The following is a 15,066-nucleotide window of genomic DNA, read 5'->3' as shown; positions in this document are numbered from 1 at the left end:
TAAAATTTGATTTTTTATATTAAAGATTAATTTTAATATTTATATGTCATCTTCTCCTAATTCATTTGAAGTATAATCAAATTCTGGCCAAGCTATATTATTGCATACTATAGGATCTCTTACATTGTCAGGTAATTTAGAATAAGTTTTACCAGTAGGAGACATAGTTTTTATTATTTTAGGGTTTTGTTCTAAATAGTCTCTTTCCTTGGGAAGATAAGGTTTTTTATCCATTTAAATCACTCCTTTTAAAATGATTATATAATTTATTATTCCACTAATAATAAAAATAATTATGTAAATGAATTATTAACTGATATTAAATGTTTATGAAATATTTTCTTTTTAAAAGGAAAAATATAATAAATAGAGAAATCATATAATATATAAAAATTTAAATAATAGGGGGGAATTTTTATGGTAAAATTAAACGAAGTATACAAATGTGAAGTATGTGGTAATATAGTACAGGTTGTTCATGCTTCAGCAGGACAATTAGTGTGCTGTGGTAAGCCTATGAGGCTATTGGAAGAAAATACAACAGATGCAGCATTAGAAAAACATGTTCCAGTAGTTGAAAAAACAGAGAATGGGGTTAAGGTAAAAGTTGGAGAAAAAGAGCATCCAATGGAAGAAAAACACTATATAGAATGGATAGAAGTTATTACAGAAAACAAAGTTTATAAAAAATATTTAAAACCAGGAGAAAAACCAGAAGCAGAATTTAAATTAGATGAAGAAGTAGTAAAGGTTAGAGAATATTGTAATATACATGGACTATGGAAAAAATAAAATATAATAATTTGAGATGGAGTATGAAATTTATTAAAAATTTTAAATGTAGTTTTCTAGTTTAAAAAATATTCTTTATTAATAATTAAACAAAACCCTATTTAAATATAAATAAATAGGGTTTTGCATATTTTGTAAATTAATAATAAATTTTTATTTATAATTTTAATAATAACTTTAGTATATTTGGTTAGAATAATAAAAAATAGTTTTTAATTCAATTGTTGACAACAGTGTACTTAAATAATGTATAATATAATTGTAGAATAGCTTCAAATTAGTATTTTAAACATTAATGAGTAATAATACAAAAATTTACATATTAATATTTTAAGAAGGGAAAAAGTAAGTTTAAAAACAAACTTAAAGAGAGCTGTATAGGGTGGAATTACAGTAGTTATGATTAAGCTGAATGGGCCCCGGAAAACCTAAGTGAAATAAAAGTAGCTCTAGGCGTAGGTCTTACGTTATAAAGACAGAATTTTATATTCGTAGAGGAGAAATTTAAAATTTCTTGAATATAGGTGGTACCGCGATAATTCGCCCTATAACTTTTGTTGTAGGGTTTTTTTATATATTTTTTTAATGAAATAAATGGAGGTAGAAGTATGGAAGATAATAAAAAGGTTATATTTAGTGGAATTCAGCCTTCCGGAAATTTAACTTTAGGTAATTATTTAGGTGCATTGAAAAATTGGGTTAAATTACAAGATGAATATGATTGTTATTATTGTGTAGTGGATCTACATGCTATAACAGTAAAACAAGAACCTAAAGATTTAAGAAGAAGAACTTTAGAGGTATTAGCAATATATATAGCTTCAGGTATAGATCCTGATAAAAATACTATATTTATACAATCACATGTACCTACTCATTGTGAAGCAGGGTGGCTTTTAAACTGTAACACATATATAGGAGAATTGTTTAGAATGACTCAGTATAAAGATAAATCTCAACGCTATGGGGAATCTGTAAGTGCAGGGTTATTAACTTATCCAGTTCTAATGGCTGCGGATATATTATTATATAATACAGATTTGGTACCAGTAGGTAAAGACCAAAAACAACATTTAGAAATAACAAGAGACTTAGCTCAAAGATTTAATAATTTATATAGTCCAACTTTTAAAATGCCAGATCCATATATACCAGAAGCTGGAGCTAAAATAATGGATCTTCAAGATCCAACTAAAAAAATGTCTAAGTCATCAGATAATGAAAATTCATATATATTAATTATGGATCCACCAGATGCTATAAGAAGAAAAATTAATAGGTGCGTAACAGATAGTTTAGGAATAGTTAAATATACAGATGATCAGCCAGGAATTAAAAATTTAATGACAATACTAGGTACAATAACTGGCATGAATATGGAAGAGATAGAAAAGAAATATGAAGGAAAAGGATATGCTCAATTTAAAAATGATGTGGCAGAGGCTATAATTTCAGAACTAGAACCAATTCAAAACAAAGTAAATGAATTATTAACTAATAAAGAATACTTAGAATCTATATATAAAAAAGGAGCAGAAAAAGCTTATAAAGTATCTTATAAAATGCTAAGAAAAATGCAAAAAAAGATAGGATTTATACCTAGATAGGATAAATTTTTGTAAAGATAAAAAGTTTTCATAAGTGTAATGAAAACTTTTTATTTATTATAATCTGTAATTTTATTAATTATTTATTTAATACAAATTTATTTATTACTTGCGCAACACCATGATCTTCATTATTTTTAGTAATATAGTTAGCTACTTTTTTTACTTGGGGATAAGCGTTTTCCATAGCTACTCCTAGACCAGCATATTCTATCATATGTATGTCATTTTCTGCATCACCAGCACATATTACTTCTTTTTTATCTATGTTTAAAATATTACATAATTTTTCTATGCCGTAGCCTTTACTTGTATCCTTATTTAAAAATTCTAAATAAATAGATGCAGTTCTTACCACATTATACTTTTCTTGAAGTTCCTTTGGTACTAGTTTAATTATTTCAGTTATTTTTTCTTCACTACCCACAAACATTATTTTTATTATTTTTAAATCCTCAGGTATATTATCAAAATCTATTATATTTAAAGGTATATTATTAAGAGTAGTTTCTATTTGGCTATATACATTAAATTTAGGTGTATAGCATTCACCAATAGTTAAGAAATGAATATCTACATCTAATTCTTTGCTTAATTTATATAATATTTTTAAATCTTCTTTAGTCATATTATTTTCATATAAAACTTTACCTGTTTTTGTTTCCTGAACTAAAGCACCGTTAAAAGCAATAGCATAATCACCATTGTTAATTAAATTTAATTCTTTTAAATACTTTTCAATACCTTTAAGAGGCCTTCCTGTAGCTAAAACTACTTTAGATCCGTTGGATATAGCAGCTTTTATAGCTTCTTTATTTTCTCTAGAGATAGTTTTCTTATCATTAAGAAGAGTTCCGTCCATGTCTAATGCTATTAATTTATACATATTATGACCTCCATATTAGTTATAATATAAAAATATTATATCATTTTGTAATTAAAATCAACTTTATAGGCATTGGTGATATTGTTTACATTTTAATATTTACAAATTTTTTAGAAATTTTATTTGTGTTTATATTTCAATTAATAGTTGATTTAAATGGATTAGGAGATTATGCCAATGTATTTTTATTGAAAATAAATTGTGTAAATGATATAATTTAACTTGTTTTATTGAAGTATTATGTACATAATTTATACAAATACTATACATATATAATTTTGATCTAATAGGAGAGGATGTAGCTCATTAGACATCCTCTATTTTATTTCATAATGCTTATAGAATTTTTTATAATATTAAACTCAAAGTTGATTTATATTAGGCTTCATGTAAAAAGTATTTTAATCAATCTTTACAAAAATTATTCCTATATTATTTTGTAGATGGAGTTTTAATGTTAATTAGCTAGAGAATAAATATTTATTGGAAAAAAGGAGAGTGATTTAATGGCTGATTTAAGAGAAAAAATAGAAACAAGAAGAACTTTTGCTATAATATCACATCCAGATGCTGGTAAAACTACTTTAACAGAAAAGCTATTATTATACGGAGGAGCTATAAGACTAGCAGGTTCTGTAAAAGCTAGAAAGGCATCAAGACATGCCACTTCAGACTGGATGGAAATAGAAAAACAAAGAGGAATATCAGTAACTTCATCTGTAATGCAATTTAATTATGAGGGATATTGTATAAACATATTAGATACTCCAGGACATCAAGATTTTAGTGAAGATACATATAGAACTTTAATGGCGGCGGACAGTGCGGTAATGGTTATAGATGCTGCCAAAGGTGTAGAGGAGCAAACAAAAAAATTATTCCATGTATGTAGTTTAAGAGGAATCCCTATATTTACCTTTGTAAATAAAATGGATAGAGAAAGTAAAGATCCCTTTGAACTTATGGAGGATATAGAAAATGTATTAGGTATAAAATCTTATCCAATAAACTGGCCTATAGGATCAGGTAAAGGCTTTAAGGGAGTTTATGACAGAAATAAAAAGATAATTCAAGCCTTTAATGGCGGAAACCATGGTCAAACAGCAGTAGAATCTTTATCCGGGGACATAGATGATGATGTATTTAAAGATTTAATAGGTGAAGATTTACATGAAAAATTAAAAGAAGATATAGAACTTTTAGATATTGCAGGAGATGATTTTGATTTAGAAAAAGTAAGAGTTGGTGAACTTACACCAGTATTTTTTGGGAGCGCTTTAACTAACTTTGGGGTAGAACCATTTTTAGAAGAGTTCTTAAATTTAACACCACCACCATTATCAAGAGAATCAGATATTGGAGAAATAGATGTATTTAGTGATAAATTTTCTGCCTTTGTATTTAAAATTCAGGCTAATATGAATCCAGCTCATAGGGATAGAATAGCTTTTATGAGAATATGTTCTGGTAAGTTTAAGAAGGGCATGGAAGTTTACCATTATCAAGGCGAAAACAAGGTTAAGCTTGCTCAACCACAACAGTTCTTAGCTCAAGATAGGGAAATAGTTGATGAAGCTTATGCAGGAGATATAATTGGCGTGTTTGATCCAGGTATATTTAGAATAGGAGATACATTGTGTTCTGCTCAAGATAAATTTAGATTTGAAGGTATACCTACTTTTGCTCCAGAGTATTTTGCTAGAGTTAGAACTATAGATACTATGAAAAGAAAACAATTTATAAAAGGTATAACTCAAATATCTCAAGAAGGAGCAATACAAGTATTTAAAGAACTTCATATAGGAATAGAAGAAATAGTAGTTGGAGTAGTAGGGGTTCTTCAGTTTGAAGTTTTAGAATATAGAATGAAAAATGAATATAATGTAGATATAAAATTAGAAAGAGTACCTTATAAATATGTAAGATGGATTGAGGAAACAGAAAAAGAAGCAGAAAAATTAAGTATAACTAGTGATACAAAGATAGTAAAAGATTTAAAAGATAGAGATTTATTATTATTCCAAAGTGATTGGGCTATAAGTTGGGCTTTGGAGCATAATGAGGGACTAGTGCTTTCAGATATAGGCAAAAATTAAATTTAAATAGTTAAATATTGAAGTTAATATTTTTTAAATAATAAAAGAGAAATGATACTTAAAAATATAATTTAAGTATCATTTCTTTTTTATTTTATATTAATATAGTGACGTAGAGTTTCCTACTAATACATTATCTAAGCATACAGTTTCCTTAGGTTTTTTATAATAAAACCTATTTAGTTTATCCTTTAATAAAATCTTTCCCTTAGCCAATATAAAGTCTACTAGTTTTACAGTTACAAAAGCTAATATCATTCCTCCAAATACATCTATAATCCAATGTATTTCTAGATACATTGTGGAGTAGACTACAGATAAACAGAAAAATGACCATATATATTTAAATATTTTGTCTTTTTCATGTAATACAACTAAAAACATAGCAAAAGCTATAGATGTATGCATGGATGGAAAACAATTCAAAGTAACTCCAGCAGCAGCTTCAGGACTTAAGTTTCTAGCTAAACCATCAGGATGTCCATTTACATACCAAACTTCTTGTAGATGGAACATTAGATAAAATGGGGTTATTAAGAAAACTTGAAGTACATGGGCAGATAAAGCATATCGCATCATTTTTCTGAAATCTTTAGACAAAGCTGCTCTATACATAGGAATTAAAGCAGGTACAACAAAACCATTATTGTAAACCAATCTGAAAAACCAAGTAAGAGTTTCCGTTTGGAAAATTCGTGCAAAACCAGCATCGTTAAAAGGTATATTTTTAAAGGATGGATTAAGATCCACCACGATATCTCTACTTATTTGCCAACTTAACATTTTTCCCCAAAATGCATACCCGTGTTTATTTATATACATTATAAAGAGTAAAAAAGGGACTGCCAGTATTAAAAAAGGTAATATTTTTACATCTCTTCTAATTTCCTTATATGCTGTAAGAGTAGCAATGGCTAGTAAAAGTAAATAAAACTTATAATCTTGAGATAAATTAGGTATATTTATAGATCTTATAAAGAAAAATAAAACTATAATACCTATAATTATTGAATAATACTTGTCCAAAAAATGTAAAACAGAATTTAATTTACATTTATTCATAAAGAAAGATATTTTTTTATTATTAGCCAATGATATTCTCCTTTCATTATTAATAAAATTTAAAAAAAATTAAAAAAATTAATCTTTCATTAATAAATTATATAATATATACAAAAAAATGTATATACAAAAATATTTATTTAAGTTTAAATTAATAAATACTTTATATATCCATATTAAAAATTGCAGTTGATTAGTAACAACTGCAATATATATAATTATTTTATTTTTTCCCTTTCCGTAAAGATATCAATTATAAAAATTGTTGTTGCAAGCAATAGAAGAGAATTTATGAAAATACTCCCTAGTTTAAATACAAAGGATATTAGAGAAAACATAAGAATAATAGATGCTATCCATTTTAAGAAATTCATGAAGTCATCTCCTTTAGCAATTATACTTATAATATGTTTTAATTTATTTATAAACATAGCTTTTCCTATAATAATAAAATTTATTTAAATAGTGTGTCCATACATTTTAAAAAAATATAAATACTTTATATACTGTATATAAAGTATATTTTAAAGAGAGGGATTATAATGGAGCACAAAAAAATTATGTATAATACTAATATATTAGATATAGTACAAGTAGCTATTATGGCAGCAATAATATGTGTTGTTACTTTTACTATAAAAGTTCCAACCTATGCTGGATACACTCACCTAGGCGATAGTATGGTACTTTTATCAGTAGTACTTTTAGGAAGAAAAAAGGGAGTTTTATCATCAGCTATAGGAATGGGAATGGCGGATATAATAAGTGGATACTTAATTTGGGCACCTTTCACAATAGTAATAAAGGGTTTAATGGCATTTATAGCTGGAACAATAATATACAAAAATAAAGAAAAACAAGAAACTTTATCTATAAAATTATTAGGATTTATATTAGCAGGGATGTGGATGATAGTTGCTTACTATTTAGCAGGAGCTATAATAGCAAGATTTATAATGTTTGAAAGTGCAACTTTAAATCAAGCCTTATTAATAGCTTTAAAAGATATACCATCAAATATAGCACAAGCAGTAGTTGGAATTGTAATAGCATTGCCACTAGGAAAAGCATTAAAAAAATCAAATCTAATGAAAAGTATAAAATAAGGAAAGTGGGACGCACTTTCCTTATTTTGTTCATTGTACTCTTTAAATATTAAATTAAATACATTAAAATATAATATATAAACAGGTTTTAATGTATATAATATATTATCAGCTATAAGTATTTTAGGAGTAATGTTATGGATGAAAAAAAATTAGCTAGTTTAATTAGAAAAAATGAAGGATTAAAATTAGATTTTAAACAGATGATAGATATTAATACAGAAAGTGGGAAAAAAGAATTAGCAAAGGATGTTTCTGCCATTGCTAATTCTAAGGGTGGTAGAGGATATATTATTATAGGGATAGAGGATAAAACTAAAAATATAGTTGGTATAGATAATATGGATTTTAAAGAGGAACAGATTCAACAGATTATAAGTTCAAGAATAGATCCCCCTGTACCAGTATCTTTAGATACACTGCAATACTATGGGAAAAAGTTAGCTATTATTAATATATATGATAGTGATCAAAAACCTTATCAAACAAGAGAAAATGGAGTTTTTTATATAAGAAGAGGATCAACTACAGATACTATGAGAAAAGAGGAGATTATATCATCTCTTCAGGATAATTTAAGTTTAAATATTGAATTATGTTCTATAGTCAAAAGTGATGAAAGGGATATGGATATATCTTTAGTAGATAAATATTTTAATGCTATAGGTGTGTTGGTTAATGAAGACAATAGGGTAAGCATGATGGAAAAGGCATCTATAATAAATTATGATAAAGAAAAAGGTGAATTTATAGGTTCTTTAGGGGGATTACTCATATTTTGTAAAAAAAATAATATGTTTTTACCTCATAATAGAATAAAAATAATCAATAATATAAATAAAAAATTTGATAAAGTTAATATAATTCAAGGAGATTTAATATATATTATAGATAAGTCTAGAGATATATTGGTAAATATTTTACCAAAATCATATCCTATAGATGCTGTATGTGAGGCTATAAACAATGCGGTGTTATATAGGGATTATTCTATATTTTATGAAGAAATAGAAGTTTTAATAGATTATAAAACTATTAGTATAATAAGTCCTGGTTGTCTTTTAAGAGATAATAATATGAGTTCTTTTAATACACTAAAAAGAAATATGTGGATATATGAAAAGTTAATATCATTAGATGATAAAAATAGATTCATTAAATCCGGTAATGGATTTAGGAGAATGAAAAAAGCCTTTAGGGGAAAGGGAAAGGTTATTTTTATAAATTCTTTTAAAGAAAACTGTTTTAAAGTTATGTTTCCTGGAATAAATAAATTCTACAAGAAAAATAGATAAAAAAATATTGTAAAATGTAATATTTTAGATTATTTTTTATTTTTAAAATATTCCCAATATTATTGAAAAACATTTTTAATTACTATATAATTTAAATTGAGGAGTTCACCTAAATATTATAAAAGGGGTGGTAAAGATGATTCAAGTTTTTTGTGATCAAAGAGGATCAGGAAAAACAAAGGCTATGATTAATATGGCTAATGAGGAGGTTAAGTTTAGAGAGGGTAATATTGTTTACATCGATGAGGATAATAGTGCTATGTTTCAGCTTAATAGTGAAATAAGGTTGATTGATAGTTCAGAGTTTAAAATTAATAGTTGCGAGAGCTTTTATGGATTTTTGTGCGGCATTTTATCAAAAGATTATGATATTGAAAGCGTATATATTGATGGGCTGTTTGATATTGTAACTAAGAGTGTATGTAATGCCGCACAATTATTTTATTCCTTGGAAGATATTGGGGAACAATATAATGTGAATTTTTATATAAGTATAAATGAAGAGAAGGATATACCTGAGATTATAAAAAAGTATGTAGCATAAAGATTATTAAAGTTGAAAACAATTTTTAGTTTATATAGATAAAGAATAATTTTATATAGTAAATATTAAAGCTATTGATAAGGGAACTTTCAATAGCTTTAATCTTGGAAAAACAAACAATAATTTTTATGTTAAGATTTAAATTGTATGAAACATTGCTTAATCGCTTATATGAATATTGATAAAATATAGCTTTCAATATATACTAAAAAAAGGAACTAATATTAGGAGGAATGAATATTGAGTAATGTATATGATATATTAAAAGAACGTGGTTACATAAAACAATTAACACATGAAGAAGAAATAAGAGAACTTCTAGGCAAAGAAAAAATTTCTTTTTATATAGGTTTTGATCCTACAGCAGATAGTCTACATGTAGGTCACTTTCTTCAAATGATGGTTATGGCTCATATGCAAAAGGCTGGGCATAGACCTATAGCTCTAGTAGGTGGAGGAACAGGAATGATAGGGGATCCTACTGGAAAAACTGATATGAGAAAGATGATGACAAAAGATCAAATAGAACATAATTGTAACTGTTTTAAAAAGCAATTAGCAAAAATAATAGATTTTTCAGATGATAAAGCTATTATGGTTAATAATGCAGATTGGCTTTTAAATTTAAATTACATAGAATTCTTAAGAGAAATAGGCGTTCATTTTTCAGTAAATAAAATGTTAACAGCAGAATGTTTTAAAAGTAGATTAGAAAAAGGATTATCTTTTTTAGAATTTAATTATATGTTAATGCAAGGTTATGATTTCTTAGAATTAAATAGAAAATATAATTGTGTTATGGAATTAGGTGGAGATGATCAATGGTCTAATATATTAGCTGGTGTGGATTTAATAAGAAGAAAAGAAAGCAAATCAGCTTATGGTATGACATTTACCCTTTTAACTAATAGTGAAGGAAAGAAAATGGGTAAAACAGAAAGTGGTGCCCTATGGTTAGATCCAGAAAAAACATCACCATATGAATTTTATCAATATTGGAGAAATGTGGCAGATGCAGATGTAGAAAAATGTTTACGCCTAATAACTTTCTTACCAATGGATGAAGTTAGAAGACTTTCATCATTAGAAGGAGCAGAAATAAATGAAGCTAAAAAGGTTTTAGCTTTTGAAGTTACTAAGCTTATACATGGAGAAGAAGAAGCTGAAAAAGCTAAAGTCGCTGCAGAAGCTTTATTCGGAGGAAATGCTAAAGATTTAGGGAATATGCCTACAGCTTATATAGGTAAAGATCATTTAAATAATCCATTAGTAGATCTATTAGTTAAGTGTGAAATATTCCCATCTAAGAGTGAAGCTAGAAGACTAATAAAGCAGGGTGGTCTTTATGTAAATGATGAGAAAGTTACAGATATAAATTTAGTAGTAACAGAAGAACATGTGACAGAAGATGGAATAATGATTAGAAGAGGTAAAAAGAACTTTAACAGAATAGTTGTAGAGTAATGCATAAAAAGGTGTCTCAAAAATAAATCTATTTTGAGACACCTTACTATTTTAATATATATGTAAAGTTGGCATGTATATTAAAATAGTATTTTTTAATTATGGTTATAAATCTGTTTTCCACATTAATAAGGCGTTTTCATTATTATCTGCATAATAGCCTTTTCGTATACCGCTATCTTTAAATCCATATTTGTAATAAAGATTTTTAGCAGCTGCATTAGATTCTCTAACTTCTAATGTTATACCAGTTATATTGTATTTTTTACAAATCTCTATTATTTCATTCATTAAAATATTCCCTATACCTAATCTTCTATAATAGGGGTGAACTGCTATATTTGTTATATGGCATTCATCTATTATAAGCCACATTCCTGCAAATCCTAAGACTTTATCAGTTTTTTTATCTACAACAACTATATATTTTGCAAATTTATTTTTCAGTTCTGTTTCATAAGAATTCCTACTCCAAGGCACAGAAAAGCTTAAATTATCTATTTCCATTACTCCATCTATATGTTCTAGAGAAAAGGATAATACAATTATATCTTCTTTATTCATGATTTTTCATTCCTATTTTTTTCTCGTATTCCCTTTCAGCTTGGGATTTTCTTATATACAAAGGAGCAAAAGTATATATATCATCTTTATGTCCTTCTTTTAATAAATGTAATCCAAGTTCACCTAAAGATGAAGAACGAGCTAAATTTAAATGAGTAGGAGCAAATTTTACATTATCCATATTAGACAAAATGGTATCTTTAAATTTGAAAATTCCATCACCAATAAAGGTTATAGGTTCATTCTTAGATTTTAATATATTTATTAACTCTTCTATAGATATTACATTATAGTCCATTAATCTTTCCAACTTATGGTTTTCAAATTTGTATAATGATGTATAAACGTTTCCTCTTAAAGCATCTAATATTGGACAAATAATCCCCTCTGCAAAAGCTAAATTAAAAGCTAGACTATCTAGGGAAGATATAGAAACAAACGGTTTTTTTGTGCCTTGACTTAATCCTTTTACAGTAGCAGCACCTATTCTTAATCCTGTAAAAGAGCCAGGTCCTTTAGATATAACAAAGGCATCTATAGAGGATATATCACAATTTATGTTTTTAAGTAAAGTATCTATCATATTTATTAATATGGTAGAGTGTTGTTTTTTATAGTTAAAATTTATTTCGCCATATAATTTATCTTCATCTAGTACAGAACAACTAGCACATTCCGTAGCAGAATCTATACTTAGTATTTTCATATTTTTAGCTCCTTTATATAATCATATCTATTGCCATGGTAATTTATTGTTACTTTTCTATAACTTTCTCCCTTTTCCGGTATTTTATTTATTCTTATATCCATGTGTTCATTTGGAATAAGGTCTTCTATATAATCAGACCATTCAATAATACTTATACCTTCTCCAAATATGTACTCATCAAATCCAATAGCTTCTATTTCATCTGGATCATTTACTCTATAAACATCAAAATGATATAGTTTTAATCTTCCATCATATTCATTTACTATATTGAAAGTTGGACTAGTTATATTATCCTTAATATTTAAGCCTTTAGCTATTCCTTTAGATAAGTGAGTTTTACCTGCACCTAAGTCTCCATTTAGACATAGAATATCTCCTGAATTACAATGGCTCCCTATAAAATTACCTATATCAATAGTTTTATTTATAGAGTCAACTATAAATTCCATATAATCACCTCGAATAATGTAGTTATAATATTTCATAGAAAAGTAAAATATTATAACAATTAAATTTTTATATAGTTCATATCTTAATTTATCCTACCTCAAAATATTTATAGCACAAAGATAGATGAAAAACAACTTTAGCTACTTTGTGTCATAGCTTTTTTTAAGTGGTATACGGCTTTATCACATAGTAAGCCCTCTGATACCATTTTATCTAATATAGAAAAAGCTCTTTTAAAGTCCATTCCTTCTCTATAAGGTCTATCTTCTATTAGAGCTTGATATATGTCACAAACTGCTATAATTCTATCTTCTTCACACAAATCTTTTGCTTTTAATCCTCTAGGATAGCCCTTACCATTTAATTTTTCATGATGATTGCATGCCCAAAATCCGATATCACCAATTTCACCGAATCTGTTTAATATTATGTCAGTATAGTAAGGATGAGATTTTATAATTGAAAATTCATCTTTATTTAAAGGTCCATTTTTATCTAGAATTTCTTTTTGTATAGCTAATTTTCCTATATCATGAAGAAGACCAGCTATTTTAAGTTTTATACATTTTGTTTCATCATATCCTATAGTTTTACCTACTTTGTAACAGAGTTCCGCAATTTCTCTGGAATGTTCAGCGGTAAAAGCACTCTTATTATCTATTATTTCTGAAAATATATAAGCCATATCCATAAATTTATATAAATCTAATTCATAATTGTATATAGGGCTGACCTTATCTAAAATATATTTTAAATAGCTAGTATTTTCTAAATCTAGCCAAAACATGTCTGTAGAAGATATTTCTAAAAAGGCTTCTACAACTTTAGGACAAAAGATTTTATTTTTATTCCCTTTAATCCAATTCACTATATGTGTTTTTTGTGCATAAGAGGGTATATCATCATTATATAAAAGGTCTGTTAAATCTGCTAATCTTATTATTTGACTTTGAACAGGAATATTATCTTTTTTTATTTTTAAAGCTCCACTTCCATCCCAATTTTCATGATGATATAGTATAAAGTTAGATATATTATTAAAAATAGGGAAAGATTTAGTTATTTCAGAACCAGTAAGACAATGTCCTAAAATAAATTCATTGCTAGAGTGACTCTTGGAAAGAAAATTTGTAGCACCTATATCATGGAGTAGGGAAGAAACATATAATTCTTCTAAATGGGTACCACTTATATTTAAAGCTTTAGCTAGACATAAAGATATATAGCATGTCCTTTGAGAGTGATTAAGAAATAGGTGCTTTGAATAATCGATGTTAGTAACATCTTCTATTATACTATTAGTTCCTATAGAACTCATTTCAGCTAAGTCTAAGGCTATAGAGATAGATCTTAAAACTTTATCCATGCTTATATACATAATAAAACCTCTCAATACTAAATTTTCCTTATTATTTTAACATAGCTACATTAAATAATAAATATAATTCCCTTAATGAGCTAAAATGAATAAAGTAATATATAAAATTTGCAATAAAAAAATCTATTATGTAAAATATAATATAATGTTATTAGATAATACATATATTTCAATGTATATGTTACAGAGGTGTATTTATGAAAAAAACTATAATTTTTATAATTGGATTTATGATATGTATAAATTTGTTTGGATGCTCAAAACCAAATATTAGTGATAATGAAGAAGAGAATATAAAAAAAGAAGTTTATTTAGATATAGCTACTACAGATAAAAACATATATAACATAGTAAAAGAAATAGTAAAAGATAAGCATTATGTAGAATATATATTTAAAAATAGAGAAGAATTAATAAATTATAAAATAAAAGAAGATACATTAGAGAATATAGGTAGCAAGGATTTGTTTTTTTATGTAGGAGCTAGTTTTGAACCTTGGATTGATGAATTCTTATCAAAATTGGATAAAAGCAAAGTGGGAGTTGTCAATGTATCTAGAGGATCTAAGCTAATGCCTTATGAGAAAGAAGTAAAGTTTGAAAATAAGGTATTAAAAGATAATCCCTATTATTTTTTGAATTTGAATAATTACAAAATAGTTTTATCTAATACAAAAAATGCTATACAGGATAAAGATCCTAGCAATAGAGATTTTTATGAAAAAAATTTTTCAAATATATTAAAAAGAATAGAAGGTTATGAAGAGGAGTTTAGTAAAATATCCGATAAAACTGGTGAATTTGTATTTATAGTTGATGAAGATAAATTAGATTATTTTATAAAATATTTAAATGTAAACACACTAAAAATCAAGAGAGATGAAAAAGATAATATAACTAATGAAAAAGAAATAGAAGATATATGTAAAAAGCATAAAGGAAAATGCGTACTTTTATCTAGCAGTAATGATATATTAAAAAATAATAAAAATTTATTAGATAAATATAAAATAAAACCTCTACTACTGAAAATTTATGATAATGATATTTTATATGAGGATATGATACAGTATAATATATCACTACTAAAAAGTACTTTTAAATAAAAGG

Annotated in this window: 16 protein-coding genes and 1 other annotated feature; of the genes, 8 read left to right on the top strand and 8 right to left on the bottom strand. The window is 26.3% G+C overall.

The window, feature by feature from the left end:
- Positions 1 to 39: 39 nt before the first annotated feature.
- Entirely contained in the window at positions 40 to 234 is a 195-nt protein-coding gene (locus ACYUDJ_RS12200; RefSeq protein WP_003483201.1) for a hypothetical protein, read from the bottom strand.
- Between the two features lie 183 nt (positions 235 to 417).
- On the opposite strand from ACYUDJ_RS12200, the gene ACYUDJ_RS12195 reads away from it, so the two are divergent.
- Both ACYUDJ_RS12195 and trpS read left to right on the top strand, forming a co-directional pair.
- Complete coding sequence (locus ACYUDJ_RS12195) at positions 418 to 792, top strand: desulfoferrodoxin (protein ID WP_043032557.1); 375 nt, start codon at positions 418 to 420, stop codon at positions 790 to 792.
- Between the two features lie 323 nt (positions 793 to 1,115).
- Positions 1,116 to 1,343 (top strand) — a binding site (T-box leader).
- A 57-nt stretch (positions 1,344 to 1,400) separates the two neighbouring features.
- Positions 1,401 to 2,399: a tryptophan--tRNA ligase gene (gene trpS, locus ACYUDJ_RS12190; RefSeq protein WP_003483204.1), complete on the top strand. Its 999-nt coding sequence runs from the start codon at positions 1,401 to 1,403 to the stop codon at positions 2,397 to 2,399.
- Between the two features lie 79 nt (positions 2,400 to 2,478).
- Here trpS and yidA read toward each other — a convergent pair whose 3' ends face one another.
- Positions 2,479 to 3,285 (bottom strand): sugar-phosphatase, encoded by an 807-nt coding sequence (yidA, locus tag ACYUDJ_RS12185; RefSeq protein WP_043032556.1) that lies wholly within the window; start codon positions 3,283 to 3,285, stop codon positions 2,479 to 2,481.
- A gap of 506 nt (positions 3,286 to 3,791) precedes the next feature.
- Here yidA and ACYUDJ_RS12180 point away from each other — a divergent pair.
- On the top strand, positions 3,792 to 5,381 hold the full coding sequence (locus ACYUDJ_RS12180) for a peptide chain release factor 3 (RefSeq protein WP_003483206.1): 1,590 nt from the start codon (positions 3,792 to 3,794) through the stop codon (positions 5,379 to 5,381).
- A gap of 99 nt (positions 5,382 to 5,480) precedes the next feature.
- On the opposite strand, the gene ACYUDJ_RS12175 is transcribed toward ACYUDJ_RS12180, so the two are convergent.
- The gene (locus ACYUDJ_RS12175) at positions 5,481 to 6,473 is read right to left on the bottom strand and encodes a phosphatase PAP2 family protein (RefSeq protein ID WP_080333662.1); all 993 of its coding nucleotides are present in this window, start codon (positions 6,471 to 6,473) and stop codon (positions 5,481 to 5,483) included.
- A 188-nt stretch (positions 6,474 to 6,661) separates the two neighbouring features.
- Positions 6,662 to 6,817 carry a hypothetical protein gene (locus tag ACYUDJ_RS12170; RefSeq protein ID WP_163243976.1) on the bottom strand — a complete coding sequence of 52 codons (156 nt, stop codon included), beginning with the start codon at positions 6,815 to 6,817 and terminating at the stop codon, positions 6,662 to 6,664.
- Positions 6,818 to 6,985: 168 nt separating this feature from the next.
- Here ACYUDJ_RS12170 and ACYUDJ_RS12165 point away from each other — a divergent pair, with 168 nt between their 5' ends.
- From ACYUDJ_RS12165 to tyrS, 4 genes are all read left to right on the top strand, one after another.
- A complete protein-coding gene (locus tag ACYUDJ_RS12165) occupies positions 6,986 to 7,549 on the top strand; it encodes an ECF transporter S component (RefSeq protein ID WP_003483209.1) in 564 nt (187 codons plus the stop codon).
- Positions 7,550 to 7,686: 137 nt separating this feature from the next.
- A complete protein-coding gene (locus tag ACYUDJ_RS12160) occupies positions 7,687 to 8,844 on the top strand; it encodes an AlbA family DNA-binding domain-containing protein (protein ID WP_003483211.1) in 1,158 nt (385 codons plus the stop codon).
- 136 nt (positions 8,845 to 8,980) lie between these two features.
- Positions 8,981 to 9,388, top strand: a complete 408-nt coding sequence (locus ACYUDJ_RS12155; RefSeq protein ID WP_003483212.1) for a hypothetical protein — start codon at positions 8,981 to 8,983, stop codon at positions 9,386 to 9,388.
- Between the two features lie 240 nt (positions 9,389 to 9,628).
- Positions 9,629 to 10,852 carry a tyrosine--tRNA ligase gene (gene tyrS, locus ACYUDJ_RS12150; protein WP_003483214.1) on the top strand — a complete coding sequence of 408 codons (1,224 nt, stop codon included), beginning with the start codon at positions 9,629 to 9,631 and terminating at the stop codon, positions 10,850 to 10,852.
- 105 nt (positions 10,853 to 10,957) lie between these two features.
- Here the strand turns inward: tyrS and rimI are convergent, their stop codons facing one another.
- From rimI to ACYUDJ_RS12130, 4 genes are all read right to left on the bottom strand, one after another.
- Positions 10,958 to 11,416, bottom strand: coding sequence for a ribosomal protein S18-alanine N-acetyltransferase (rimI, locus tag ACYUDJ_RS12145; protein ID WP_043032554.1), 459 nt, complete (start codon positions 11,414 to 11,416; stop codon positions 10,958 to 10,960).
- Positions 11,409 to 12,122 (bottom strand): tRNA (adenosine(37)-N6)-threonylcarbamoyltransferase complex dimerization subunit type 1 TsaB, encoded by a 714-nt coding sequence (gene tsaB / locus ACYUDJ_RS12140; RefSeq protein WP_003483218.1) that lies wholly within the window; start codon positions 12,120 to 12,122, stop codon positions 11,409 to 11,411. Before tsaB ends, rimI begins: the two co-directional genes overlap by 8 nt.
- Complete coding sequence (gene tsaE, locus ACYUDJ_RS12135) at positions 12,119 to 12,577, bottom strand: tRNA (adenosine(37)-N6)-threonylcarbamoyltransferase complex ATPase subunit type 1 TsaE (protein ID WP_042384191.1); 459 nt, start codon at positions 12,575 to 12,577, stop codon at positions 12,119 to 12,121. The genes tsaB and tsaE overlap by 4 nt, the downstream gene beginning before the upstream one ends.
- Positions 12,578 to 12,714: 137 nt before the next feature.
- Positions 12,715 to 13,956: an HD-GYP domain-containing protein gene (locus ACYUDJ_RS12130; protein WP_043032553.1), complete on the bottom strand. Its 1,242-nt coding sequence runs from the start codon at positions 13,954 to 13,956 to the stop codon at positions 12,715 to 12,717.
- Positions 13,957 to 14,153: 197 nt separating this feature from the next.
- Here ACYUDJ_RS12130 and ACYUDJ_RS12125 point away from each other — a divergent pair, with 197 nt between their 5' ends.
- Positions 14,154 to 15,062 carry a metal ABC transporter substrate-binding protein gene (locus tag ACYUDJ_RS12125; protein ID WP_043032552.1) on the top strand — a complete coding sequence of 303 codons (909 nt, stop codon included), beginning with the start codon at positions 14,154 to 14,156 and terminating at the stop codon, positions 15,060 to 15,062.
- Positions 15,063 to 15,066 lie beyond the last annotated feature (4 nt).

It is taken from the genome of Clostridium sp. CTA-6 (genome assembly GCF_054768115.1).
The sequence above is the reverse complement of the archived record's forward strand: the minus strand, read 5'-3'. Positions and strand labels throughout refer to the sequence as shown.

Excerpts from the sequence above, each read along its gene's own strand:
- ACYUDJ_RS12195 (WP_043032557.1), top strand. The coding sequence starts at position 418 with ATGGTAAAATTAAACGAAGTATACAAATGTGAAGTATGTGGTAATATA.
- tsaB (WP_003483218.1), bottom strand. The coding sequence starts at position 12,122 with ATGAAAATACTAAGTATAGATTCTGCTACGGAATGTGCTAGTTGTTCT.
- ACYUDJ_RS12125 (WP_043032552.1), top strand. The coding sequence starts at position 14,154 with ATGAAAAAAACTATAATTTTTATAATTGGATTTATGATATGTATAAAT.
- ACYUDJ_RS12180 (WP_003483206.1), top strand. The coding sequence starts at position 3,792 with ATGGCTGATTTAAGAGAAAAAATAGAAACAAGAAGAACTTTTGCTATA.
- ACYUDJ_RS12170 (WP_163243976.1), bottom strand. The coding sequence starts at position 6,817 with ATGAATTTCTTAAAATGGATAGCATCTATTATTCTTATGTTTTCTCTA.
- ACYUDJ_RS12160 (WP_003483211.1), top strand. The coding sequence starts at position 7,687 with ATGGATGAAAAAAAATTAGCTAGTTTAATTAGAAAAAATGAAGGATTA.
- rimI (WP_043032554.1), bottom strand. The coding sequence starts at position 11,416 with ATGAATAAAGAAGATATAATTGTATTATCCTTTTCTCTAGAACATATA.
- tsaE (WP_042384191.1), bottom strand. The coding sequence starts at position 12,577 with ATGGAATTTATAGTTGACTCTATAAATAAAACTATTGATATAGGTAAT.
- ACYUDJ_RS12200 (WP_003483201.1), bottom strand. The coding sequence starts at position 234 with ATGGATAAAAAACCTTATCTTCCCAAGGAAAGAGACTATTTAGAACAA.
- ACYUDJ_RS12130 (WP_043032553.1), bottom strand. The coding sequence starts at position 13,956 with ATGTATATAAGCATGGATAAAGTTTTAAGATCTATCTCTATAGCCTTA.
- ACYUDJ_RS12165 (WP_003483209.1), top strand. The coding sequence starts at position 6,986 with ATGGAGCACAAAAAAATTATGTATAATACTAATATATTAGATATAGTA.
- trpS (WP_003483204.1), top strand. The coding sequence starts at position 1,401 with ATGGAAGATAATAAAAAGGTTATATTTAGTGGAATTCAGCCTTCCGGA.
- ACYUDJ_RS12155 (WP_003483212.1), top strand. The coding sequence starts at position 8,981 with ATGATTCAAGTTTTTTGTGATCAAAGAGGATCAGGAAAAACAAAGGCT.
- yidA (WP_043032556.1), bottom strand. The coding sequence starts at position 3,285 with ATGTATAAATTAATAGCATTAGACATGGACGGAACTCTTCTTAATGAT.